Source organism: Bordetella genomosp. 9 (assembly GCF_002119725.1).
Classification (GTDB): domain Bacteria; phylum Pseudomonadota; class Gammaproteobacteria; order Burkholderiales; family Burkholderiaceae_B; genus Bordetella_C.
Map to the genome: position 1 here is coordinate 3,964,927 of NZ_CP021109.1, position 24,374 is coordinate 3,989,300.

A 24,374-nucleotide genomic window follows, 5' to 3' on the forward strand; every position below is an offset into this window, starting at 1 on the left:
CCGCGGCCAGGCGCCGCCCGCAAGGCGTCGGAGGCGGCCCGGGGGCCGCACTGCCGCACTGATTTACTTCTCTATGACGTACTTGCCGTTTTCGGTCTTGCTGACAATCGGGGCCTGTTCGGCGTCATAGCCGGCGGGCTTGCCGGCGCGGTCCTTGGCCTGGCGGAACTTGAACGCACCGGTCGCGCCGGTCCATTGCACGTCGGGCAGGGCGTCGCGCACGGCGGCGCGGTCGGCAGCCAGATCCCCCTTCAGCTGCACCTTCTTCAGGGCCTGGGCGACGATGTACATGGCGTCATACGCCTGCGCCGAGAACTGGTCCGGCGCCACGTTGTACTTGGCCTTGTAGGCGTCGATGAACTTGGTGTTTTCCGGCGTCTTGTTCTCGATGGACCAGGGGCTGCCGATCCACAAGTTGTTCGAGGCGGAACCCGGCGCCAGTTCGAAGATCTTCACCGAATTCATGCCGTTGCCGCCGATGATCGGGACGTTCAGGCCCAGCTGGCGCGCCTGCACCATGATGGGGCCGCCTTCGGCCAGCAGCGCCGACAGCACGATGGCATCGGGGTTGGTGCCCTTGATTTTGGTCAGCTGCGCCTTGAAATCGACGTCGCCCTTGGCGAAGGTTTCCGTGGTGGTGACCGGAATCTTCAGGTCTTCCAGGGCCTTCTTGAAGTTGTCGTAGCCGCTCTTGGTAAAGACGTCGTCATTGCCGTACAGCACGGCGACGTTCTTCAGGCCGACCTTGTTCTTCACGGTGGTGAGCGTGGCGGGCAGCACGTCGGCTTCCGTCACGGAGTTGCGGAAGATGTAGTTGCCGATCGACGTGATGCCATCCGCGGTATTGGAGGTGCCGAATGCCACCGTCTTGGCGGCCTGTGCAATGGGGTCGGCGGCCTGCGCCGAGTTCGACAGCGTGGGGCCGAACACCATCAGGACCTTGTCCTGGAAAATCAGCTTCTTGAAGACGTTGATGGCTTCTTCTTTCTTGCCCTGCTCGTCTTCGATGACCAGGCTGATCTTGTTGCCGTTGATTCCACCCGCGGCGTTGATCTCCTCAGCCGCCAACTGAAAGCCGTTGCGGATCGAAATGCCATATTGGGCGGCGCCGCCGGACAGGGCTTCCGCCACGCCCAGCTTGATGTCGGCCGCGTGCGCGGCGGGCAGTACCGCGCCGGCCACCAGGGCGGCCAGCACCTTATTGGATACGATCTTCATGGGAAAACCCTCTCTCACGGCGTTATGTAATCAGCGAGGATCTGCGCCCCGCTTGCTGTGGAACCACGCGGCCGGCGGACGCCAGGGCGGGGAAGTCCGCCATTATTACTCGAATTGTTGCGTGTTGAAACCCTTGTAAGCCCGGAAAAGACGCCCTTTTCCTGTGACGGAAGCTCGGGAAAGGGACCGAATAAGGCATTCGGGCCAGGACAAACGCATCATCGCCCCATGTCCGGGCGGGCCCAGCGCGGCAGCGTCCGGGCGATACCGCGCCGTGTCCGCGCAAATATGGCCGACGGTCAAGAGCTTGCGAGAAATCCGAGGTTGCGGGGAATCCGGCCCGGCGGCTGGCTCCGAGCACGCCGGTGCGATCCTGCCAGCGGGTCCGGGGTAGCACCGCACCCATCGGCGCCACTGGCGCCACCTGTCCCGCTCCGGGGGCGCCGCGCCCCCGCGTCAATGATCCGGCTTACCAGACGTAGCGCACGCCCAGATTCAGGGCGACATTGTGGTCCACGGGCCCGCCCTTCGTGTAGTCGACGTCCATATGCACCTGCAGGTTGTGCCTGATTTGCGCCGCCATGCCGGTGCCGAGCACCATGCGGGAGCCCGACAGGTCATTGTTGAACGTTATACCGTTCAGCGTCGTTTCGTTCTTGTCGATGAATTCGTGGATAACCGCGGCCTTGATGTAGGGCTCGACGTAACGCGTGTTGCCGAGGTCGAAGCGTTTGCCCAGCAGCGTCCCCAACTGCGCCTGCACAGAACGCGTCGGCCCGTTTTCGATGTCGAAGTTGTTGTCCAGGTCCTCGCTGGAACTTTTCGCCGCGAAAGCCGAGACCTTCACGTACGGTTCCAAGAAGCTTTGCCTGGGGAGGGGAATGTTCTTGCCGACTTCCAGCGATGCGCCGATACCGGGCGCGCTGTAGTGGCCAGACGCCGTGCGGCCGCTGCTGCCGATCACCCTCAACTGGTTCTGAAAGTTGTTTGCCTTGATGACGCCGTCGGCATACCAACCGTCCGGCCCCATCCATGTCGCGTATGCACCGAGGCCATAACTGTTGATCCGGCCCTTCGAACCACCTTCGACGTCAGCCTGGGAATAACTGTACGAGCCGAAGCCGCCGACGTACAGGTCCCCCGATTGCAGGACCAGCCGCTTGTCGGCGCCAATCAGGACGCCGTACTGGTCCAGGCCGAAGCCCGGCGCCGCCAGTTCGTCGATGCGGCTTGACGAGGAGAACGGACGCACCCAGCGTCCGTCGCCGGCCTTGTTGCCGCGCAGGTCGCCCTGGCGCTGCCGTAGCGTGCTCATTTCCGCGTGCCAGACGAAGGGCAAGGCCGCGGCCGTGCTGAGGGCCGTTTTGGCGGCGGGCGAGAGCACCTGGGGCGCCGGCGTGGGCGGCTCATTATCGGGATTGTTGTTGGGATTGTTATCCGGGTTGTTATCCGGGTTGTTATCCGGGTTGTTGTTGGGATTGTTGTCCGGATTGTTGTCGTCGCCGTCGTCTCGCACGAGCAACCATTGGTTGCCGGTATGCTGCAGCGTGTAGGTGTAGACCCCGGCATCCACCTTGCCGCCTTGCAGCTGGAAAGCGCCCGGGCCGCCGCCAGTCTGCACCACGGGGATATTGTTGCGCGGATTCTTGACGCTCTGGTCCTCGCCATAGGGATCCAGCACATGGGAGCCGGAAGCCTGTCCGCTGACGACCAGCTTGTCGTTGCCCTTGCCCGGGGCGAAGTCCACACCCATGCCGAAGAAGCCGCTTCCCTGCAAGGACGCGGCGGTCAACGTTTTGAACGGGCCCGCGCCCGAGTTGAAGTTGACGCGGCCGGCGCTCAGGCTGAGCGCGCCAACTTCCGGCGCCCGGCCCGCGCCGAGATTCCAGGTGGCGCCATCGCGGATCGCCAGCGTATTGGGATTCATATCCCCGGTCAACACGGCGCCATTGGACAGCTCCACATTGAGGATGCTGTCCGCGTCGCGCTGCATGGCGCCGGTCAGGACCGTGTTGGACACCTGCACATCGGCCTGGCTGCCATCGGCGGCATTGATGAGCACACCGTTGGCGCCACGCAATTGCGCCCCGTCGGCAACCGCCACATTCGCCCTGCTGCCGCCCAATACCGAAATGGCGGCCGACGTGCCTGCGCCGCCCAGCGAAGAGCCGTCGCCTGAAATCCGGACGGTGCCGCTCGCGCCGTTGTCAAGGCCAAGGCCGTCCGTGACGCGCGCTCCATTGGACAACTGGAGCAGCGCGGTCGCGCCGTCCGCCGATATCCCGCCATTCAAAACGGCGTCCGGGTGGTCGCCCTGCACGCCGATGGTGGCGCCGTTGGTGGCCGTGGCCGCGCCGTTCAAGGTGCTCGCACTGCCCAACCCGACGGTGGTGGCGGACCCGGCTCCGTCGGCCGTGGCCATGCCGGATAACGTGGCATGATCCAGGGTAAGGTCCGTCGTCGCGCCGTCCGTGGCACTGACGGTCCCTTGCATCCGCGATCCGCCGGTTTGGGAAAAAACGAGCGAACTGCCGTTGCCAACCGCGCGGGCATCCCCCGAAAGCGCCGTATTGTCGCTCTGCACCATGGCGCCTGCACCATTATCGACCAGCACCAGGGGGCCATTGGGCGCCGCCAGTGTCGCATTCGATAGCAGGATCGTGGACCGGGGAGCCGTGCCGGGGCCGTCGCTCGTGGCGTGTATCGCCGCGCCTTGCTTTCCTTCGACGTGAGAGTCCGCCATCAGGATATTCGGTCCTTGATCCGCCTGGGGGTTGATCGGCGAACCTATTCGAAGTCCGTCGACGTTGCCCACCACCGAACTGCCCTGCAGGAAGGAAATCTGCGCTGGGCCCGTTATATAAGCGCCCGCGCCGTAAAAGGGTTTGGGATTGGACGGCGGCGCGGCGGCGCCGATGCCGCCTTCGATACGCGTACCCATTGTGGTTACCGTGACGTTGGAACCGTAACCTTGCGCATACAGGCCCGTGCCGCCGCTCAGCACGCCACCCGCGACGACGACCCCAACGCTCTTCGTGTTGAGCGGGCCTGCCTGCCCTGCGAACAGCCCCCAGCCGTTCGCCGCGGCATCCGCATTGACCGAGGTATTCGACAGCCTGATGACGTAATCCCCGGGTGTCCATCCTGGGATCGAACCGTAGTTTTGCTGTTGGGCGGTAATACCGGCAAAAGTATTTTCTATCGTGCTATCGCCGATTGCCAGGGCCAGCGGCCCCGATGGCGCGGGGGATAGCGGATCGGCGCCAAAATTGATCGCGGGCTGGGGATTCCCGGCGCCATTGATCGTCGAGTCGGAGATCGTGACTTCCCCGCCGTTCAGGGAAATGACGGGCGCGGTGCCCCGGCCGGTGCCTTGATCGATATTGAAGTTGGCGTCCACGGTTGCATGGTGGATCGTGGTATGCCCGGCCGTGACGATCCGGCCTACCACCGTGCTGCCGCGATTGGCGGGGTCTCCGGATACCGCCAATGTGGACCCTGGGCCGATCAGCGCGACGGACAGCTTGCCGCCAGGCAGGACCTTGACGATGCCTTGCTCGCCACGTGTCGCCAGCGTGTTCGACGGCAAGGACGCGTAGCTGGCGCCGGCTTCGGCGAAGCCCCACACCGTGCCGCTGATTGTCAAGGCATTGTTGTTGCCCAGGATGACGTTGCCCAGGGTGCCGGTGCTCGAGATGTTCACACTTCCACCCAGCTGGGTCACGTTGTAAACATCGCAGTTTTGCGGATTGTTGACGGTCACCGGGCCGTTCGGCGTCAGATTCGCGCTCCCCGGCCGGAGCTTGGTCTCGGTGCGCAGATCCTGCCCTCCCGTGCAAACCAATGCGCGGTCCCCATAGGCATGGGCCTGGCACATCCCCAAAGTGCAGGTCAGAGTGCAGCCCAGGTACCGTGCGAGCGTGCCTAGTCGAAATCTTCGCGTGTTCATCCCCATAACTCCCTGGGCAAAGCTGGAAGCAGGCAAGACTATCGGGAGGTTGGCTACGCTTCCATTGGAAAAATCTGATGCGTTGCTACCGGTTCGGCCCCACGCGTTGGCATCCGGTATTCGATGTGCGCGGAGCTTAGCAATGCGCCACGCCGGCCAGTTTTCTGAAACAGGATTTTCGTTTTGCTTTTTGCCCTTATCTCAGGCGGACCGTCCATGGGCCTTATCGCCCCGGACCCGGAAGCAGCTTTTGCAGGAATGCGCCTTCGCTGTAGGGCGTGACGGTATCGATGATCATCGCCCGGTAAGGCGACACGGCCAGTGTTTTCCCGTTCCAGTGCGTGAAATAAAGCCGGCAGTCGCTGAGGTCGATGCTATCGAAGTCCGATGCGGGAAATCCTGGCGGTCCATCGGGTTCGCCGAATTCGATCGTGATAGGTCCGTGTTCCGGTATGTCGGTGGGCTGGATGACGTAGGGAGGGAGCTGGAAACTGCGATAGTCATTCAGGTTGCCTTCGGTCCTGCCCGACAGCGTCAGGTACACCTGTATCCAGTCGCCCGCTTTGGGCGGGTATTGGTTCCGGAACGTCACCTTTACCTTCAGCGTCAGTCCCTGCCTGTGATCGCCGACAAGATAGTTGCGGGGCTCCGGCATCGGTTCCGGCAGCTGCCGCTGCGGCGGGAAGTCGTCCAGGGCGTCGCGATTCACGATGACGCGCAATGGCTGGGACACCGCCGTATTGGACCGGTTCTTCATCGTGTAGTAGATATCGATGGCCTGGTTCTTGTCGAAGATGCCGGAACTCAGGGGGACCGCCATATCCAGGTCGTGGTCCAGAGCGGGTTCGCGCCATAGATTGCACGCGAGTGGAATATCGGCAGCGGGATCGAACGGCGTTCCGCCGTTTACATGGGCGTAGAGCGCCACCAGTGACCGGCCGTCGGTCAGCGGGTCGGCTGCGGTCGGAATGCTGAAAGGAATGTCCGGACCGTCCAAATTTATGTAGACACCGTCGTTTATCAGCACGCCTCCGCTGGTTGGGACCCCGACATCGCACAGTGGCGCGGCCAGGCCTCGAATGGCCGGGTGAAAGGGAACAATGCAATCGACCCCGATCGGCTGATCGGTTCCATAGATCTCCAACCGCACCGCGATTTGGCCGTTGGGATATACCAGTAGATCGTCTGCCGTGACCTCTTTCGTTCTCATCTGGCGGCTGGCCTGATCGCTGGTGGTCGGCGCGGGAGGGCGCGAGGGGCACAACCGCCGCGAGTAGTCGTCCAGGCCTTGCCAACCCAGCAGTATCCCGGCGGGATTTGCATTGCCGTCGATGTCCTCCATCGTTGCGGTGAACGTTACCCCGTCGATCGGCGACGTTACGGAACGAGGGCTCGGCGCTATCCCGACACTGCCACCGCGCAAGACGACCGCTTTCAAGGGCACCTTTGCATGATTTCCGGTGCGGGTGTCTGTCAATGTCAGTACCAGGGCGCCTTGCCGTGAAGGCAGAGCATTAACTCGAATTTCACCATCGGTACTGGTGTAGGGAACGTCAAGGCGGGCCGAGCCGGCGGATTCGTTGTTTCCATCACCTGTCAGCGCGGCAGAAAATGGTCCGCTCGAGTAAGGTTTACCGCCGAGGGTCAGCCTGAGTTCCAGGGGTGTCGCCAGTGATCCCATTGAGCAAATCGTCGTCGGCTGACCAGCCAACGCATTGAGCGGCTGCGCTTCGAGGGTCTTGTTTTCGACCACCGGAGCGGCCGGCGCCGTGAAGTGCAATGGGACGAACGGCGAAGGCTGCTGTGCATAACAGAGCGCGGTTGCCGTTGCCATGTAATCACTGGCGGTCGGCGCATTGCAGACGACGTATAGATAGACCTTTCCGTTTTGATCGGTCGTTACCGCTCCATCCTGCACCAATTGCGTGCGGGCCGGGTCGGCGTAGAGCACGATGTCGGTGGCGGGCAAGCCGCTATTGTCTTGCAGCAGCAGCGTCACCGGCATATTGGACGCGGGATAAACGTCGCCGAAGCGTACATCGACCTCGATGACGTTGACGTCTTGTCCGCCAGCGGCGGCGTTATTCCTGAAGGCGCGCAGGTGGACGACCGCCATGGCCGACCGGGTGCCGGCCTGGCTGGACCGCGCGGACACGGCAATATCCGTGATCCGCTGTGGAAACCGTCCTGTCACGCCCGGCCTCGTCCTCGTCGGCGCTGCTTCGCCATGCTGATTCCGGTGTGAGGCGATACCGTATCCACCTCTATATTCCTCGCGCGCGACTGTATCGGAGAACCGGCCACGGGTTCGTAGACGTAATAAAGCTTGCCTTCGGACCAGTCTATGTTTGCCAGTGCCTGCGGGAGGAAACCCGCCCGATCGCCTTCACGCCGGTCGAACACGATTACAACGTTCTGGTTGCCATATGCCAGATCCTGTTCGGTGATGGTGTACCTCGCGAGCGCGAGCGGGACGTACACGTTGAGGTTCGCTTCGGTTTCACCGGTCAGATCGAGCCGAACCGTGATGGCGTCTCCCTTCTCGGGCTTGATCCGGCCAAGAAAATCGACGCGCACGGCGAGGACCCGGCTATTCGTGTAATCCTCTAGGAAATAGCGCCCCGGTATCGCGGTCGGCAGCGTCAGATAATCGCTGACCTGCAGTGGAGTGGTTTTCAAACTGTCCCGGTCCACGTCCAGGCGCAGCGGCTGCGAGTACGCTTGATTGCCGCTATCTATGACGTAGTAAAGGTCGACACTGCCGTTCTTCTGGAAAATGGGATTGATCAATGGCGCGAACATCATCACCGTCTTCCCAACCAAATGCCTTTCGATCAGCTTGGCAGCGATTGGCTGGTCGGTTTCATGATCGAGCGGTCCCGGCGACGTTCGTCCGTATAACAGGATCAAGGCCGTGTCGTCGAGCAAGGGATCGTCGACGATGGGGATATCGAATGGAACGCCGGGGAGTTCGGCGCATCCCGCCAGCGCGGCATCCGTAATGTGAGCTGTAAAGTCCGCCACGGGCGGCTCGAGTCCCTTGATCGCGGGTAAGAAGGGGACACGGTGGTATATCGTGAATGGGATGCCGGTTCCTATGATCCCATAGACGTCCAAGGCGACGAAAATATTTCCCAGCTCGTAGGTCTGCAGATCCGTCTTGGTGACAGGCGTCGTCGTGTACTGGAATGTGGTCGGGTCATAATGACTGGTGACGATGGGTTCAGAGCCCGCGAAGTATTTCTGGGAAGCCGGGTCGGCCCCACGCCATTGCAGCGTGATGCTGTCCGGCTGTTGGGTTTCCTCCCCCCAAAGAGTCATGGATACGGAGAGCTTGACACCATCGGGACAGGGGGCCGTGACGATCTCTGGATCCGAGGTGATGACGATGGATTTGAAGACGGTCGCAACCAGGGGCAACCTTCCCTCATTGCCGGTTACCAGGTCCTTCAGCACCAATGTGCACCGTCCATAGTCGTAAGGGAAGATCTTGACGACCAGCTCTCCCTTCTCGTCCGAGATGGGAATGTCGAAGAGAACCTCCCCTGCAGGACTTTCGTACACGTCGATCAAACTGCCGACAAAAGCATCCCCCACGACCGGGATGTCCTGCAGGGCCACTCGGACTTGCAACGGTGTCGTCAGACTGTCCATGCAAGCGATATTGCGGTTCCCGTTCGTCGGATTCAACGATAGCGTCCCTCGCGGCAGCACGAAAGTCACTGGACGCGAGAAATGAATGAGCTGAGATATCGTTTCGGCGCTGGGCCATACCGGCGTCGCCGTAAAACGATAGCGCCGCGCACCTTGCGCGTTGCAGTTGAGGAAGAGCGTGGCTGAACCGTTCGAGTCGGTTTGGATTCGCAGGTTAGAAACAGGCTTGCTGAACCATGCGTCGTAAAAAATCCCGACGTCCGATGCCCGCTCGTTGTTTTGGTCCAGCACGTCGATCTTGACATCGACATACGGCGCCGGCGCAGTACCAAGCGCATACAGGGTAGACACCGTCAGCAAGTTCGCGTGGCGGCCATCGGCGACGGCATTGTCGCGACGAGCTTCGATGGCGGCGATGACGCTAGGCTCATTCCCCGCAGAGGGGGAGTGTTCGCGCCATACCGCCAATGCTGCTGTCCAGTTGGGATCCATGCCTGTATCTCTGTGCCTGATCATCAACAGGCCGCCATCGCGAAATGGCGGCCTTTCCCATGAAAGCGGCGCGGCGCCGAATCCCGATCGCCGCCTTCTATCGCGCCGTCAGAACTTGGAGCTTGGGAACCGGACTCGCCAGAAGCGGGAGTCGGTATGCGGCAAAACGGTATCCACGGTGACGTGGCGCTGGGGCGATGTGTAGGTCTGGTTGGTCGCCTTGTTCGTGTACTCGTAGTACAGGTTTCCCCAGCTGTAGTCGATGTTGGCCAACTGGTCATAGGTGAACCCGGGCAAGTCGATTTCCACGGGGCTTTGCTTCACGTCGTCCGGCTGCACGGTATACAGGATGGGCGCCGGGCTGTACTGCCCGTTCTGATTGTCGATCGTCATTCCGTACGTGTCCAGCCGGACAAGGATCGAATCGCCGGCGTGTGGCGGCGTACTGGCGTTGAACCTTATCTTCACTCCCCATGACTTGTGAGCGTCGTAGGAATCCTTGTAGTAATAGTTGTGCGGAATTCCGGACGGCGGTTGCAGCAATGGGCTGGGCGTGTTGCCACTCAGGTCCTGCCGGTCCACGACGATTGCGAGCGGCTGCGATATGTTTTTGACCGGCCCGTTCTTCATCACGTAGTAAATGACTACCGTTTGATTGACGTCGAATATGCCGGTACTGAGCGCAATCTTGACCGGTAGATCGTGCCCCAGATACTGCACACTCCAGTTCTTGGAGGCCAGATAAAGGTCATTGTCGGGATCCAGTTCCGTACCCCCGGCCGTATGCATGTACAGGGTGATGACGGACTGCCCAGTGCTCAATGGGTCCGCAGCCGACGGGATATACAAGGTGACGTAGCCTGTGTCTATGTCCGCGTAATCACTATCGTTTATGTAGGTGATGCCGTTTTCGGTATCTCCGATAGTGATGTACGGCGCGACCAGCCCTGTGATGCTCGAGTCGAACCAGTCTGGCTGCGTAAACGTCAGGGCATCCGTCGTTCCGTATAGGGACAATTTTGCGTTAAGGCCGCCATTGGGATAGTTGATAAAGTCATCCTCGGTGATGGGGCCGGTCTGGACCTGGCGGCTCGAGGGATCGTTTGTCGTCTGAGTAATCTGCGGGGAGGGGAGTTTCCCCGTCGTGAATGAGTCCGCTCCGGACCATTGGAGCAGCACGCCCGGGGGGTTTGGCGTGCTATTGATGTCCGTGAATGACGCGGTGAAGACCACCTTGTCGACAGGGCCGGTGATCGGATTCGGATTCGCGCTGATCTGGACGGGATCTTTCAGGACGATTGCTTTGAAGTCGAGCGTACCGGTATTGTTGGTGCTCGTATCGGTGAGCGTAAGGGTAAGGTCGCCCTGCTGCGTGGGAAAGACCCTTGCCATGATGTGACCCGCACCGTCCGTATAGGGGGTATCAAACTGGACGGCGCCGGCGTTGCCGGATCCTCCTTTCGGTTTGAGACTGCCCTGGAAAGGCCCGCGCGCGGCATACGGACTGTTGGACAACTTGACGAGTATGCCGATGCCGGTGGTCTTGCTTCCAACCGTGCACGTCATGAGCGGTTGATTGGGGACCTGGTTTGTCGCCTGCAGGATCAATTGACCGGTGGGAACGACGTTGGATTGCTTGAAATTCAGCGGTGCTCCGTCGGTACTGCGCGAGCCATTGACGTACCCATACCATGCGGCATTGCAATCGTCTACCTTCACGACGTAGCTGCGGTCGGCGTGGGCCGTGCATACCGCATACACGTAGCCGGTCGCGTCTGAATTGTCCAGCGTCAACCAGTGCTGGTTGTCAATTGGAATGGTGCATGCCGGGTCCTGATACAGCTTCACGTCGGATGCGGGATTGTCGAGGCCACCCTCAACCTTTAGCGTAAGTGCGGCGCCAGGAACCGGAATGCCGGAGTCGACATAACCTGAAGACCACGCAATAGTCGCCTTGACTTGAATGACATCAGGATGCACGCCGTCGGCGCTTTGTCCGTCCATAATATTGGTCAAGTCGACAATGATACTTCCGATGTCTTTTTCCTCCGCGCTGCCAGCGGGCAATGCTTGTGCGGATTCGTTTTTCTGGACGTGGGTCGGGGCGGACGATTGTTGCGTCATGGTTCTCTCCGAATGCGGGGCTGCCGAGTTGTGTATGGCGATGGATGCGGAATGTCGATGCGACGTACCAAGAACTTCAGCCGCGGCTACGGTTGTTTCTTGAGAAACCGTTGCGCCAGCACAAGCCGGGAGTTCGTGATCGCGCTATAAGGACTGACGGTGTCGACGAAAACCGGCCGCGGAGGGGAGCGGCGGACTTTCCCGTCCGTGGTTGTATGGATGTAGTACAGGTCGCCGTTGGATGCTTCGCGCTGGTGCAGGTCTTCCGGCTGGTAGGCTGCCAGGGTGCCGGAATCGTCACCGTAGACGATGGTGGCCTGACCATCGACGATGTCGGCCGGGGTTATGGTGTATTCCTCCAGCTTGATCCGGATGAACTGGTTCCTGTTGGCGAGTGTGCACCCGACCAGATCGAGGTATGGCTGTACCTTGTCTCCCGCCGTTGGCTGGACCCGGCCATCGAATGCGACGGTGACGACGAGCTTGTCGTTCTTCGCATATTGCTTATTGGTGTATTCGATGGGCTGGGGTATGGCCGGCCGCAGATCGTAGTCGATTTCTACGGAGCTTCCGCCGTATTTGTGCAGGTCGACCGGCACCTTGACACCCAGCGATACATTCTGGTTGCCGCTTTCCTTCACGACTTCATAGTAGATGTCGTAGGTCTTATTGCCTTGTTCGAATATTTCGCTACCGGGCCTGATGAACAGCCTGAGGGGCTTGCTTTCGTCCACCACCGTGCCCCAATCGAGAAGGATGTCTCGTTCGGGCCAAACGGGGTTTTCAGACGAGACCGCCTCATTTTGCTGGCGAGCAGAATCCGTTTCCGTTCCGGGAATCGCGTGGGCATAGAGGAAAACATAGGTTTCATATGCCTGCGCGTCGTTGATGATCGGAATGTTCACCGGCAGGCCCTCCTGCGGGAGGCCGGCGACGATCGTATCCGTGATCTTGCCGTGGTCCGTGATGAGCAACTTGGGCGGTTGCAGCGTACGGAAGGGAATCAACTGCGTTACAGCCACTTGCGCGCCGGCCGGACCTATCTGCAAGTTGAACCCGATGCCCTCCATGGCGGTCAATTCAGCCGCTGTTACTTTCTCCGTCGTGTAGCTGAAACTCGCGTCGTCGCCCGCGAGGGTCTGCTGCAACTGCGGAGGACGGAAGAAGGGATTATCCGCGGCGGACGCGGCTTCGTACGTCAAGGACAAGCCGCCCGGCTGCTTGATCTTCTGGTCGTTGGTGATCCTGGCCGTGATCACAACGCCCTTGTCGGGCTCGTTGACATTGCCTGGATTGGTGACGAACTCGACACGGGAGGAAACGACCGCATCGATGTCCAACTCATAGAAGTTGGAGGCGTCGTTTGCGTCTTCCAGATGCAACTTCAGGGAACCGGATTTGAAGGCGACAGGTTTGACATCGAGTTTATCGTTGCCGTCTGGCGTCTCGCCATTGGGGAAGAGAACGTATCCGGATTTATTCCCTTTTGCGTCGAGTATGGATCCTGTCAGTGTCGGGGCTGGCGTCGGGAGCCCGCTGAATTTCAAATGCAGGGTCGCCGCGTCGCTCAATAGCGAATTGACGACCGTTCCATTCTCGGATGTGAAGGTAAAACCCATGAGCCGCTCCTAACGGGATTCGCGCCAACGCCATTGCGTTGCGCAATGCATTCTCTTTCAAGGGTCGCGGCGCGAGGGAGCAACTTACTGATACGGGATTTGACACAGAGACGGGAGCACAGTCCGGACATGCGAGCAGGACGGTGCCGGAAAAGCAAAAGCGCACGCCGGTTTTTCTCCGGTGTGCGCTTTCGATATGAGGGGTTCAGTGAAATGGCGCCTTGGATATCGGCTCGGCAGAATCCTGTAGGCCGCTCTTGATTCCGCGCGTCTCCATGCTGCCCGGATTTGGACTTGTGGTTTGGTCAGGCCGAAGCAGACGTAATCATGCCGGCGCCGCCGTAGCCGGTCGGGATGGCGGCGCCGAGCAGGCCGACCGGCGCTTACTGCCCCGCAATCGCCATCTGCTCGATCAATATCGAACCGGTGGTTTTCGTCCCGCGTGAAATCGTGTCGGCCCCGACAGCGACGATCTGGCGGAACATGTCGCGCAGGTTGCCCGCGATGGTGACTTCCTGCACCGCATGCTGGATCTGCCCGTTCTCCACCCAATAGCCGAAGGCGCCGCGCGAATAGTCGCCCGTGACGTAGTTGACTCCCTGCCCGATCAATTCGGTCACCATGAAGCCGGTGCCCATTTTGCGCAGCATCGCTTCCAGGTCGTCCGTCGGCTCGGTCAGGCGCGACCGCAAGGTCAGATTGTGCGATCCGCCTGCGTTGCCGGTGGTGGGCATGCCGAGCTTGCGCGCCGTATAGGTGGACAGGAAGTATCCCTGCAGGACGCCGCCTTCGACCACGTCGCGCGGCCGCGTCACGACGCCTTCGTCATCGAAGGGCGAACTGCCCATGGCGCCCGGAATGTGGGGGTCTTCATTGACGTCGATGTGCTCGGCGAAGATCGGCTTGCCCAGGCTGTCCACCAGAAAGCTGGCCTTGCGATACAGGGCGCCGCCGTTGGCCGCCTGCGTCAACGCGCCGAGCAGCCCTAGGGCCAGCGGCGCCTCGAACAGCACCGGGAATTTGCCGGTCCGGATGCGGCGCGCGGACAAGCGGGACAGCGCGCGCTCGGCGGCGTAGCGCCCGACGGCTTCCGGCGACGCCAGATTTTTGGCATCGCGCTCGCTGGTGTACCAATAGTCGCGCTGCATGCCGTTGCCACGGCCGGCGATGGGGGCGACCGAGAGGCTATGGCGGGAATAAGGATAGCCGCCCATGAAGCCGCGCGTGTTGCCCATGACGAACTGGCCTTCGAAGGTGCCCACCGACGCGCCCTCGGTGTTGGTGATGCGCGGATCGACGGCCCGTGCAGCGCGCTCCGCCCGCAGGGCCAGTTCGGCCGCCTCTTCCGTGCCGATGGCCCAGGGGTAATGCAGCGCCAGGTCCGGGTATTCACGCGCGAGCATGTCGGCGTCGGGCAAGCCGGCGGCCGGATCCTCGGCGGTGTGGCTGGCGATATGCCAGGCCGCCTCGACGGTTTCGCGCAGCGCCGCCTCCGAGAAATCCGACGTGGATGCCGAGCCGCGGCGCTGTCCCGCATATACGGTCACGTCGAGCGACCGGTCGCGCGTCTGCTCCACGGTTTCGATGTCGTCCTTGCGCACCGAGACCGACAGGCCCAGGCTTTCGGACACTTCGGCAACGGCGTCGGTCGCCCCGATCTTGCGGGCGTGAACCAGGACGGCTTCGACCAATTCGCTGAAACGGGCGTGGTTTTCCGCTACAGGCAGGGAGGATGAGTAAGTGACCATTGATGCTCGCTATAGGTTGCCCCCTTTCCGGGGCAAGGAAAACCGAGGGGGGCGGGGCTTGCCCGGGCGTTCCCTGCAGCCGGCGCCGACCCATCCCGCACGGCCAGGAACCCCGCGGGCGCCCCGGCGTTTCCCTGAGAGACGGGTATCATAGCCAAACCCGCAAATCCCCTGTTTTCCCAAGATGTCAGATATGACTCCGCCGGTCGGCGACGAGGACGACCGCGACGACCGTCCCAGCAAATCCCAGGTCAAGCGCGAGATGCTCGCCCTGACCGAACTGGGCAAGCGGCTGATCGGCCTGTCGCCCGAGCGGCTGCGCCAGCTCCCGCTCGCGGAACGGCTGTACGAAGCAATACGCGAAGCGCAACGCACCACCAGCCGCGAAGGGCTGCGCCGCCAGACGCACTACGTCGGCAAACTCATGCGCGACGCGCCGGCGCAGGAGATCCGCCAACAGCTGCACGCATGGGAACACGGGTCTCGCGAAGAAACCGCGGCCATGCATCGGCTCGAGGCGCTGCGCGACCGCCTGATCGAAGACGATGCTGCGCTGACCGAATTGCTGTCGCGCCATCCCGAAACGGACGCCCAGCACTTGCGCACCCTGATCCGCGAAGCGCGCAAGGAAGCGCGCGCCAATGCGAATCTGCTGCAGGGCCAGGAGCCGAAGCGCAAGCATTACCGGGCGCTGTTCCAGGCCCTGAAGACCATCGAAACGAGCAACCACGCATGAGCGCCGACACCACACCAGACCTGCTCGATTGCATCGAACACGAAACCGGCCCGAATCCCACGCACGCCGTGATCTGGCTGCATGGCCTGGGCGCCGACGGCAACGACTTCGCCCCCATCGTGCCTGAGCTGCGGCTGCCGTCCGCGCCGGCCGTGCGATTCATCTTCCCCCATGCGCCGGTGCAGCCCGTCACGATCAATGGCGGCATGCGGATGCGATCCTGGTACGACATCCTGGTCCTGGACCTGGTGCGCCAGGAAGACGCAGCGGGCATCCGCCGTTCCGAAGCCGCCGTGCGCGCGCTGATTGCGCGTGAAAACGCGCGCGGCATCCCCACGTCCCGTATCGTCCTGGCCGGTTTCTCGCAAGGCTGCGCCATCACGCTGCATACGGGGTTGCGCCTGCCCGAAAAACTGGCCGGCATGATGGGCCTGTCGGGCTATCTGCCGCTGATCGACCTGGCCGCCGCCGAGCGCCACGGCGCCAATGCGGCCACGCCCATCTTCCTGGCCCATGGCACCCATGACCCGGTGGTGGACATCTCCCGCGCCACGGCCTCGCGCGACATGCTGGTCTCCCTGGGCCACGACGTGCGGTGGCACGCCTACCCCATGCAACACGCGGTCTGCCCCCAGGAAATCGCCGACATCCGCGCCTTCCTCCTGGACGTGCTCAAGTAGCCCAAGGCAGCGCGCCAGCGCTTCGGGGCGGGCCCGCCAGCCTGGACTCACCACCGCCGCGGTGGGACTATCTCTTTCCAGACGCGTCGCAGGGTGGGGTCGTCGGGGTCGGCGTCGTTCCGGAATCCGAGGCTCGTCATCAGGTGCAGCATCGGCCGGTTGTCCGCCAGCACCAATCCTTCGATGTATTCCAGACCCTGCTCGCGCGCGGCGCCCATGAGAGTCGTCATCAATTGGCGGCCCAGGCCCCGGCCCTGCCAGGCATCGCCCACCACCAGCGCGTATTCCGCCCCACGTCCATCCGGGTTGCGGAGATAGTGCGCCAGACCGATGACGGCCTCGTGGCGATGGCCGCGGTGGGCGGGGTTCGGCAACTCGGTGGTGGCGACCAGGGCCACCTCGCGGTCATAGTCCACCTGGGTATAACGGGCCAGCATGCGCGGGGTCAGCTCGCGCATCATCGAAACGAACCGCATGTAGCGCGAGCGTTCGGACAAGCCGCGGATGAAGGTTTGCAGGGATTCGGCGTCTTCGGGCCGGATCGGCCGTGCGACCCAGGGCGTGCCGTCGGCGAAGCGCCGTTCCTGCACGAGCTGGGCCGGATACGGATGAATGGCCATGTGCGGGTAGCCGCCCAGGCGTTGCTGTCCGGTCGAGGCCGGTTGCGCGGTCAGCGTCATCCGCAGCGAACGGGCATAAAGGCGCGCCTCGCCGGCATAAAGCGGATCGATGTCGATCGTCTCGATGTCCGGCACATCGGTGACCAGTTCGGATACCCGCACCAGGGCCTGCTGCAGGGCCTCGAACGCTGCCGTTCCAAAACGTGAAACGAGCACCTTGTTCCATATCCGGCTGCGCTCGATCAACTGACGCGCCAGAAAACCGTTGAGCGGCGGCAGGTCCATGCCCCGGTCGGCGCTGCTCAGCACCGCATCCGGACCACCGGCGCCAAAGCGGATGACCGGGCCGAAGCGTGGATCGCGCTGCACGCGGATGGCCATGGGGCGCGACAGCGGCTCGTGCAGGCCCGGCGGCATCGCGTCGTGAATTGGCGCCAGAAAGGCGTTCAACACGGTACGGGCTTCGGCGGGCGTCAGCGCCTGCCGCCCGTCGCGGCGCACCGCCGCCACGACGTCTTGCGCGGCCTCGGTCCTAGGCAGCGGCCCTTGCGGCAGCGGCGGCTGCGTCTGCAACAGCAACTGCTGGTTGTAGTAATGGGTGGACAGCACGCCGAAGGCGTCGGCGGCGGACTCGGGGGTCCGGAAGGCGGAAGTGCCGGCGTCATCCAGCATGCGGCGCAAAGGCCGCATGCCCGCATCGCCCATGAAGCAGGAGACGATGGGTTTCTGGGCGCGCGGCGCGATCTGGGCCAGCCGTTCCGCCACGGCGCGCAGATCGGCCAGCGCGTCCGGCGCCAGCAGCACCAGCACGCCATCGACGCCGGTGTCGTCGATCAGCGCGGTCAACACCGCCTGCGCGGTATCGGGCGTCAAGGGCGCATGCGTGATGACCGGATTGTCGACCGCCGCGCCGGCTTCCAGCAGGCCTTGCAGCGTACGGGTCGTGGCCGCCGACAGTTCGGCGCGCTGCACCGCTGCCTCCGGACCGATCAGGTCCAGCGCGAGTTGGGGCGGCCCGCTGCCATTGGAAAACAGCGCCACCCGCCGGCCGCGCGGACGGCGCGCATAGCCCAGCACCTTGAGCGCGGAAAACAGCTGCACGAAGTAGCGCACCCGCACCGCGCCGGCCCGGCGCAGCACCGCGTCGAACACCGCGTCGTCATCCTTGCCGCGTCCCGCCTTCAACACGACGACGGGCTTGGCGCTGGCCGCGGCGCGCAGCGCGCTGATGAAGGGGCGCGCCGCCCCCACATCTTCCAGGTACAGCGCGATGCTGTCGGTGCGGGGGTCGGTGGCAAGGAAATCCAGCACGGTGCCCAGGTCGACGATGGCTTCGTCGCCCAGCGAGATCGCGGTGGAAAAACCGAAGTGCACGTCCTCCGCCCAGTCCATCACCGCCGCGATGATGGAGCGGGATTGTGCGACCAGCGCCACCCGGCCCGTGCGCGCCAATGCGGGATGCTGGCTGAAGTTCAGGCCCGCCGGCGGGCGTTGCACACCGAAGGCGCGCGGCCCCAGCAGCTTGCAGCGGTGTTCCTGCGCCCACGCCTGGCACAACGCCACGGTGCCACGCGGATAAGGATCCGCTTGCTCATGCGGCAAGGCGATCAGGGCCCGAGGCGCCCGCGGCGACAGGCGGCGCAAGGTTTCGGCGAACACCGCCGGAGCGACGCACACCAGGGCAAGATCGGGTCGCTCCCCTTCGGCGAGGCCGTTGAATTGCGCCGGGATGTCGGGGGCCACACCTGATGTGCATGCGATGCGGGTGGTGCGCGCATCCAGGTTGCCGGGCATGGCCGCGGCGCCGGGCAGCGGGCGATCTGAAACGATCACCAGTGAACGCGGTTCGAAGAGAGAAGCCAACGCGTGTCGAAGCATGGACTCTCACCCTATTCTAAAATGCCGCCATCGCGCAATATAACCGGCCCTTTCTTCGATGACCCAGACCGCTCAATCCCGCGTCCGCACCCGTTTCGCGCCCTCCCCCACCGGCTACCTGCACCTGGGCGGGGCGCGCACGGCCCTGTTTTCCTGGGCCTTCGCCCGCCATCACGAAGGCGTTTTCGTGCTGCGCATCGAGGACACCGATCTGGAACGATCCACTCCCGAGGCTGTGCAGGCCATCCTGGACAGCATGGAATGGCTCGGCATGCAGCCCGACGAGGGGCCGTTCTACCAGATGCAGCGCATGGACCGCTATCGCGAGGTCGTGGCCCAGATGCTGGCAGCCGGCACTGCGTACCACTGCTACTGCACGCCCGAGGAAGTCGAGGCCATGCGCGAACGCGCGCGCGCCCAAGGACTGAAGCCGCGCTACGACGGCACCTGGCGGCCCGAACCCGGCAAGACGCTGCCGCCCATTCCGGAAGGCCGCCAGCCCGTGGTGCGGTTCAAGAACCCGCAGACCGGCGTCACGAGCTGGAACGATATGGTCAAGGGACCGATCAGCTTCGACAACGCGGAGCTGGACGACCTGATCATTGCGCGTCCGGACGGCACCCCCACCTACAACTTCTGCGTGGTGGTGGACGATTGGGACATGGGCATCACGCACGTGCTGCGCGGCGACGACCATGTGAACAACACGCCCCGCCAGATCAACATCCTGCGCGCGCTGGGCGCGACGCTGCCTGAATACGGCCACGTGCCGATGATCCTGGGCCCGGACGGTGAAAAGCTGTCCAAGCGCCACGGCGCGGTCAACGTCATGGAATATGACAAGCAGGGCTATCTGCCGGAAGCCATGATCAACTACCTGGCGCGCCTGGGCTGGAGCCACGGCGACGACGAACTCTTCAGCCGGGCGCAACTGGTGGAATGGTTCGATACGCGCCACCTGTCGAAGTCCGCATCCCAATGGGATCCGAAAAAGCTCAATTGGGTGAACGCGCATTACATCCGTCAGATGGACAATGCCGAACTGGCGGCGCGCGTGGCGCCCCGCATCTCGGCGCGCCAGGGCGATCCCGCCGCCGCCGACCTGCCGGCCGTCATGGGGCTGCTGAAAGACCGCGCCGAAACGCTGGAACAACTGGCCGAAGGTGCAATGCTGTTCTGCGGACCGTTCCAGGGACCGCCGGCGGAGCTGGCGGCGCAGCATCTGACCGATGACACCCGTGCCGCGCTGCGCGAATTCGCCGACCAGGCCGGCGCCATCGGTTGGACCCGCGAAGCCATATCCGCAACCATCAAGAACGTGCTCGCGGCCCGTGGCATGAAGATGCCTCAGCTTGCCATCCCCTTGCGCGTCGCCGTCACCGGCCAGACGCAAACCCCGGCCATCGACGCGGTGCTCGCTTTGCTGGGCCAGGAAAAGGTATTGCAGCGGCTGGCGCGCGCCCTGGGCTAGGACATCCCGGCAAGGCGGCGCCTGGCGCCTGCCTGCCCGACCCCGCCTCGGGCCGCCCTGTCCCGGCAGGTCAACGCAGCGCGTAGCCCGCTGGCATTTTGCGCGCGCGCAGGACTTCCCCGCGCTTGATATCGCGCAGCACCAGCGTGTTCTGGTTCACGCTTTCGACTCGATACCGGTTGGTATAGATGGGATCCGAGACGTCGACCGGATCGCCATTGGATTCGGTGGTCTGCATGGTGTACATGCCGTTGGCGTACGTCCAGCATCCGGTTTCCGTCAGGCCCGGCCGGGTCCGGTTATTCACCTTGAGCTGGGTCTGGTACCGCATCTTGCCGTCGGCTCCCAGCACCATCAAGGTTTGCTGCGTGCCCGCCATGCCGCGCGGCGTCGACACGGAATACCACGTGCCAAGCAGCGCCTCTGCCCCGGCGCTGGGTGCGCAGGCCACAGGTTTGGGGGGCGACGGCGATTGCTGCGGCGCCGGTGCGGGCGTTTGCTTTTTGACGGCGCAACCGGCCAGAACGAACGCGGCGCACGCAACGCCGGCGAAACGCAAAAAAGAACTGCTCATGATTCCTCACAGGCCACCGAAATGCCCGCAGCAGGCGGGAAAAAACGCATCGGTGTGAATCCCGATTCTGAAGAGCGCGGATCAAAGAAGCAATGTTCCCGCCGCAGGAAAGAAGAAGGCGATGCGCGACTGTGCGAAGGACGCAACATCAGGCAGACCACGATGGCGACATCGTGACGCCGGCGGCGTCGCCACAGTTCCGGGCGAAGGGGCCGTTCATTGCCCCGGGCCGCTGCCGCGGGTCCGTCGAACGGCTGTCCTATGTGTCTACCTATATATATAGGTGGACAGCCGGGACGCCGAAGCGCGCCTTCCGGAGGCGTCACCGTCCCCCCCGGGCGGCCTGGGCCGGCCATCGCTTCATGCGACAATGCCGCCTGACGAAGCATTCACTTCGCCGGCGGTGCAGAGCGCTGTAGGGCGATATATCTAGTAACACACTAAAGAAGTATCACGTTTCAATTCGCGCTTGTGGGCGACACCATCCACCACTAGAATTGGGTCTGGGACTGGGGTCGAACACAACATCTAGTGGTTAGGACAGGCCTGGAGCCATTCCGGCCAGCGCGTCCTTTGTAACCACTCCACTCCCTCCGCCATACACGAACACCCCCCGGGCGCGATCTCGGTCGCGCTTCGCCTCTTCTACGCACAGGAGCTTCCATGCAGCACACTTCGATCGCCTCTGTGACTCGGCCGAGCGCCGTGCCGCCTTCCCAGCCCGACGCCAACGCGCCGGCTTCCGGCCAATGGGCCGGTTATCAGGTCATCCGCCGCAACGGATCGGTGGTTGGTTTCGAGCCGAGCAAGATCGCCATCGCGATGACCAAGGCCTTCCTGGCGGTCAACGGCGGACAAGGCGCCGCGTCCGCTCGTGTGCGCGAGCTCGTCGACAATTTGACGCGCCAGGCCGTCAATGCGCTGCTGCGCAATCGCCCCAACGGCGGCACCTTCCATATCGAGGATATCCAGGATCAGGTCGAACTGGCCCTGATGCGTTCCGGCGAACATGACGTCGCTCGCGCCTATGTGCTTTATCGCGAGAAGCGCGCGCAGGAACGTGCCGCGACCGAACAGAAGGACAAGCCCGCCGCCGCGCCGCAGCCGGAATTCGTTCTGAACGTCACCGATCAGGGCGTGAAGCGCCCGCTGGATCTTGCCGCGCTGCGCGCCACCATCGAAGCCGCCGGCGAAGGCCTGTCGGATTACATCGACGCCGAAACGATCCTGAAGGAGACGGTGAAGAACCTGTACGACGGCGTGCCCGTGGACGAAGTCTTCAAGTCCGCCATCCTGTCCGCGCGCGCGCTGGTCGAGAAGGACCCTGCGTACAGCCAGGTGACCGCTCGCCTGCTGCTGCATACGATCCGCAAGGAAGTCCTGGGCCAGGAAGTGTCGCAGGCCGAGATGGCGCAGCGCTACGCCGAGTATTTCCCGACGTTCATTTCCCGCGGCATCGAGGGCGGCCTGATTTCGCCCGAGCTTGCCAAGTTCGACCTGCCTCGCCTGGCCGCGGCGCTGGACGCCAAGCGCGACCTGCAGTTCACCTATCTGGGCCTGCAGACGCTGTACGACCGCTACTTCCTGCACATCCGGGGCCAGCGCATCGAGTTGCCGCAGGTGTTCTTCATGCGCGTGGCGATGGGTCTGGCGCTGGGCGAAACGAAGCCCGGCGTCGATCGTGAAGCGCGCGCCATCGAGTTCTACGAGATCCTGTCGTCGTTCGACTTCATGAGCTCGACGCCGACGCTCTTCAATTCCGGCACACTGCATTCGCAACTTTCGTCGTGCTACCTGACGACGGTTTCCGACGACCTGGAAGGCATCTACGACGCCATCAAGGAAAACGCGCTGCTGGCCAAGTATGCGGGCGGCCTGGGCAATGACTGGACGCCGGTACGCGCCTTGCGTAGCCACATCAAGGGCACGAACGGCGAAAGCCAGGGCGTGGTTCCGTTCCTGAAGGTGGTCAACGACACCGCGGTGGCGGTGAATCAGGGCGGCAAGCGCAAGGGCGCTGTGTGCACTTATCTGGAAACGTGGCACCTGGACATCGAGGAATTCCTGGAGCTGCGCAAGAACACCGGGGACGAGCGCCGCCGCACGCACGATATGAACACCGCCAACTGGATTCCGGATCTCTTCATGAAGCGCGTCATGGAGAACGGCGAGTGGACGCTGTTCTCGCCTTCGGATTGTCCGGACCTGCACGACAAGTACGGCCGCGAGTTCGAACAGGCCTACCTTAGCTACGAAGCCAAGGTGGCAAGCGGCGAACTGAAGCTCTACAAAAAAATGCCGGCCGTCACGCTGTGGCGCAAGATGCTGTCCATGCTGTTCGAAACCGGCCACCCCTGGATCACGTTCAAGGATCCGTGCAACATCCGCTCGCCGCAGCAGCACGTCGGCGTGGTGCACAGCTCGAACCTGTGCACCGAGATCACGCTCAACACCAACGAGTCGGAAATCGCCGTGTGCAACCTGGGCTCGGTCAATCTGGTCGCGCACATGAAGCCCACGGCGGACGGCGGCTATGAGCTGGATCACGAGAAACTGAAGCGCACGATCAGCGTGGCGATGCGCATGCTCGACAACGTCATCGACATCAACTACTACGCGGTGAAGAAGGCGAAGGATTCCAACGCGCGCCACCGGCCGGTGGGCCTGGGCATCATGGGCTTCCAGGACTGCCTGCATCTGATGCGCGTGCCTTACGCTTCCGAAGCCGCGGTGGAATTCGCCGACCGTTCGATGGAAGCCGTGTGCTACTACGCGTACTGGGCGTCGAGCGAACTCGCTGAAGAGCGTGGACGCTACAGCACGTACGAAGGTTCGCTGTGGGACCGCGGCATTCTTCCGCAGGACACGTTGAAACTGCTGCGCGAAGAACGCGGCGGCAACGTCGACGTCGACATGTCGTCGACGATGGATTGGGATGCGTTGCGCGCACGCATCAAAGCGCATGGCATGCGCAACTCCAATTGTGTGGCAATCGCCCCAACCGCGACGATTTCCAATATCATTGGCGTATCTGCGTGCATCGAACCCACTTACCAGAACTTGTACGTCAAATCGAATCTCTCCGGCGAGTTCACGGTCGTTAACGATTACCTGGTACGCGACTTGAAGAAACTCGGTCTCTGGGACGAAGTCATGGTCGCCGACCTCAAGTACTTCGACGGCAGCCTATCCCGTATCGATCGCGTACCTGCTGAACTCCGCGAAATCTATGCCACCGCGTTCGAAGTCGAACCGCGCTGGCTGGTGGAATGCGCCTCGCGCCGGCAGAAGTGGATCGACCAATCGCAATCGCTCAATATCTATATGGCGGGCGCCTCGGGCAAGAAGCTCGACGAAACCTACAAGCTGGCGTGGCAGCGCGGTCTGAAGACCACGTACTACCTGCGCACGCTGGGCGCCACCAGCGCGGAAAAATCCACGGGACGTGGCGGCGAGCTGAACGCCGTCGCAGCGGGCGGCCAGACCGCATCCAGCGTGGCCGCCTCGCCTGCCCCGGTCCTGCCGGAACCTGAAATCGTCGGAGCGGTTTGCACCATGAGGCCGGGCGACCCCGGCTTCGAAGAGTGCGAAGCCTGCCAATGAACCGCATC

The 24,374-nt window shown here is 62.9% G+C and carries 13 protein-coding genes; 4 read left to right on the plus strand and 9 right to left on the minus strand.

The genetic code is table 11. The annotated features are described in order from the left end of the window. Window positions 1-63: 63 nt before the first annotated feature. The 7 genes from CAL13_RS18260 to pmbA form a co-directional block, all read right to left on the minus strand. Complete coding sequence (locus tag CAL13_RS18260; protein WP_086073161.1) at window positions 64-1,218, minus strand: ABC transporter substrate-binding protein; 1,155 nt, start codon at window positions 1,216-1,218, stop codon at window positions 64-66. Between the two features lie 469 nt (window positions 1,219-1,687). Beyond that, window positions 1,688-5,203, minus strand: coding sequence for an autotransporter outer membrane beta-barrel domain-containing protein (locus tag CAL13_RS18265; RefSeq protein ID WP_157664898.1), 3,516 nt, complete (start codon window positions 5,201-5,203; stop codon window positions 1,688-1,690). 187 nt (window positions 5,204-5,390) lie between these two features. Then, entirely contained in the window at window positions 5,391-7,322 is a 1,932-nt protein-coding gene (locus CAL13_RS18270; protein WP_086073163.1) for a hypothetical protein, read from the minus strand. A gap of 35 nt (window positions 7,323-7,357) precedes the next feature. Beyond that, complete coding sequence (locus CAL13_RS18275) at window positions 7,358-9,313, minus strand: hypothetical protein (RefSeq protein WP_157664899.1); 1,956 nt, start codon at window positions 9,311-9,313, stop codon at window positions 7,358-7,360. A gap of 108 nt (window positions 9,314-9,421) precedes the next feature. Next, window positions 9,422-11,437, minus strand: coding sequence for a hypothetical protein (locus tag CAL13_RS18280; RefSeq protein ID WP_086073165.1), 2,016 nt, complete (start codon window positions 11,435-11,437; stop codon window positions 9,422-9,424). Between the two features lie 86 nt (window positions 11,438-11,523). Then, window positions 11,524-13,056, minus strand: coding sequence for a hypothetical protein (locus CAL13_RS18285; protein WP_086073166.1), 1,533 nt, complete (start codon window positions 13,054-13,056; stop codon window positions 11,524-11,526). 383 nt (window positions 13,057-13,439) lie between these two features. Next, the gene (pmbA, locus tag CAL13_RS18290) at window positions 13,440-14,804 is read right to left on the minus strand and encodes a metalloprotease PmbA (protein WP_086073167.1); all 1,365 of its coding nucleotides are present in this window, start codon (window positions 14,802-14,804) and stop codon (window positions 13,440-13,442) included. Between the two features lie 184 nt (window positions 14,805-14,988). Between pmbA and yjgA the strand changes: the two genes are divergently transcribed. After that, complete coding sequence (gene yjgA / locus CAL13_RS18295; RefSeq protein ID WP_086058645.1) at window positions 14,989-15,540, plus strand: ribosome biogenesis factor YjgA; 552 nt, start codon at window positions 14,989-14,991, stop codon at window positions 15,538-15,540. Beyond that, window positions 15,537-16,220: an alpha/beta hydrolase gene (locus tag CAL13_RS18300; RefSeq protein WP_086058646.1), complete on the plus strand. Its 684-nt coding sequence runs from the start codon at window positions 15,537-15,539 to the stop codon at window positions 16,218-16,220. Before yjgA ends, CAL13_RS18300 begins: the two co-directional genes overlap by 4 nt. A gap of 47 nt (window positions 16,221-16,267) precedes the next feature. On the opposite strand, the gene CAL13_RS18305 is transcribed toward CAL13_RS18300, so the two are convergent. After that, window positions 16,268-18,718: a bifunctional acetate--CoA ligase family protein/GNAT family N-acetyltransferase gene (locus tag CAL13_RS18305; RefSeq protein ID WP_086073168.1), complete on the minus strand. Its 2,451-nt coding sequence runs from the start codon at window positions 18,716-18,718 to the stop codon at window positions 16,268-16,270. Window positions 18,719-18,776: 58 nt separating this feature from the next. On the opposite strand from CAL13_RS18305, the gene gltX reads away from it, so the two are divergent. Beyond that, window positions 18,777-20,189, plus strand: coding sequence for a glutamate--tRNA ligase (gltX, locus tag CAL13_RS18310; RefSeq protein ID WP_086073169.1), 1,413 nt, complete (start codon window positions 18,777-18,779; stop codon window positions 20,187-20,189). Between the two features lie 70 nt (window positions 20,190-20,259). Here the strand turns inward: gltX and CAL13_RS18315 are convergent, their stop codons facing one another. Further along, a complete protein-coding gene (locus CAL13_RS18315; protein WP_086073170.1) occupies window positions 20,260-20,763 on the minus strand; it encodes a hypothetical protein in 504 nt (167 codons plus the stop codon). Window positions 20,764-21,426: 663 nt separating this feature from the next. Between CAL13_RS18315 and CAL13_RS18320 the strand changes: the two genes are divergently transcribed. Continuing rightward, window positions 21,427-24,366 (plus strand): ribonucleoside-diphosphate reductase subunit alpha, encoded by a 2,940-nt coding sequence (locus tag CAL13_RS18320; RefSeq protein WP_086058650.1) that lies wholly within the window; start codon window positions 21,427-21,429, stop codon window positions 24,364-24,366. The last annotated feature ends 8 nt before the right edge of the window (window positions 24,367-24,374 follow it).

Bases quoted from the DNA above. Each gene is read 5' to 3' on its own strand.
- CAL13_RS18305 (WP_086073168.1), bottom strand. From the start codon at position 18,718: ATGCTTCGACACGCGTTGGCTTCTCTCTTCGAACCGCGTTCACTGGTG.
- pmbA (WP_086073167.1), bottom strand. From the start codon at position 14,804: ATGGTCACTTACTCATCCTCCCTGCCTGTAGCGGAAAACCACGCCCGT.
- CAL13_RS18260 (WP_086073161.1), bottom strand. From the start codon at position 1,218: ATGAAGATCGTATCCAATAAGGTGCTGGCCGCCCTGGTGGCCGGCGCG.
- CAL13_RS18315 (WP_086073170.1), bottom strand. From the start codon at position 20,763: ATGAGCAGTTCTTTTTTGCGTTTCGCCGGCGTTGCGTGCGCCGCGTTC.
- gltX (WP_086073169.1), top strand. From the start codon at position 18,777: ATGACCCAGACCGCTCAATCCCGCGTCCGCACCCGTTTCGCGCCCTCC.
- yjgA (WP_086058645.1), top strand. From the start codon at position 14,989: ATGTCAGATATGACTCCGCCGGTCGGCGACGAGGACGACCGCGACGAC.
- CAL13_RS18280 (WP_086073165.1), bottom strand. From the start codon at position 11,437: ATGACGCAACAATCGTCCGCCCCGACCCACGTCCAGAAAAACGAATCC.
- CAL13_RS18300 (WP_086058646.1), top strand. From the start codon at position 15,537: ATGAGCGCCGACACCACACCAGACCTGCTCGATTGCATCGAACACGAA.
- CAL13_RS18320 (WP_086058650.1), top strand. From the start codon at position 21,427: ATGCAGCACACTTCGATCGCCTCTGTGACTCGGCCGAGCGCCGTGCCG.
- CAL13_RS18275 (WP_157664899.1), bottom strand. From the start codon at position 9,313: ATGGATCCCAACTGGACAGCAGCATTGGCGGTATGGCGCGAACACTCC.
- CAL13_RS18285 (WP_086073166.1), bottom strand. From the start codon at position 13,056: ATGGGTTTTACCTTCACATCCGAGAATGGAACGGTCGTCAATTCGCTA.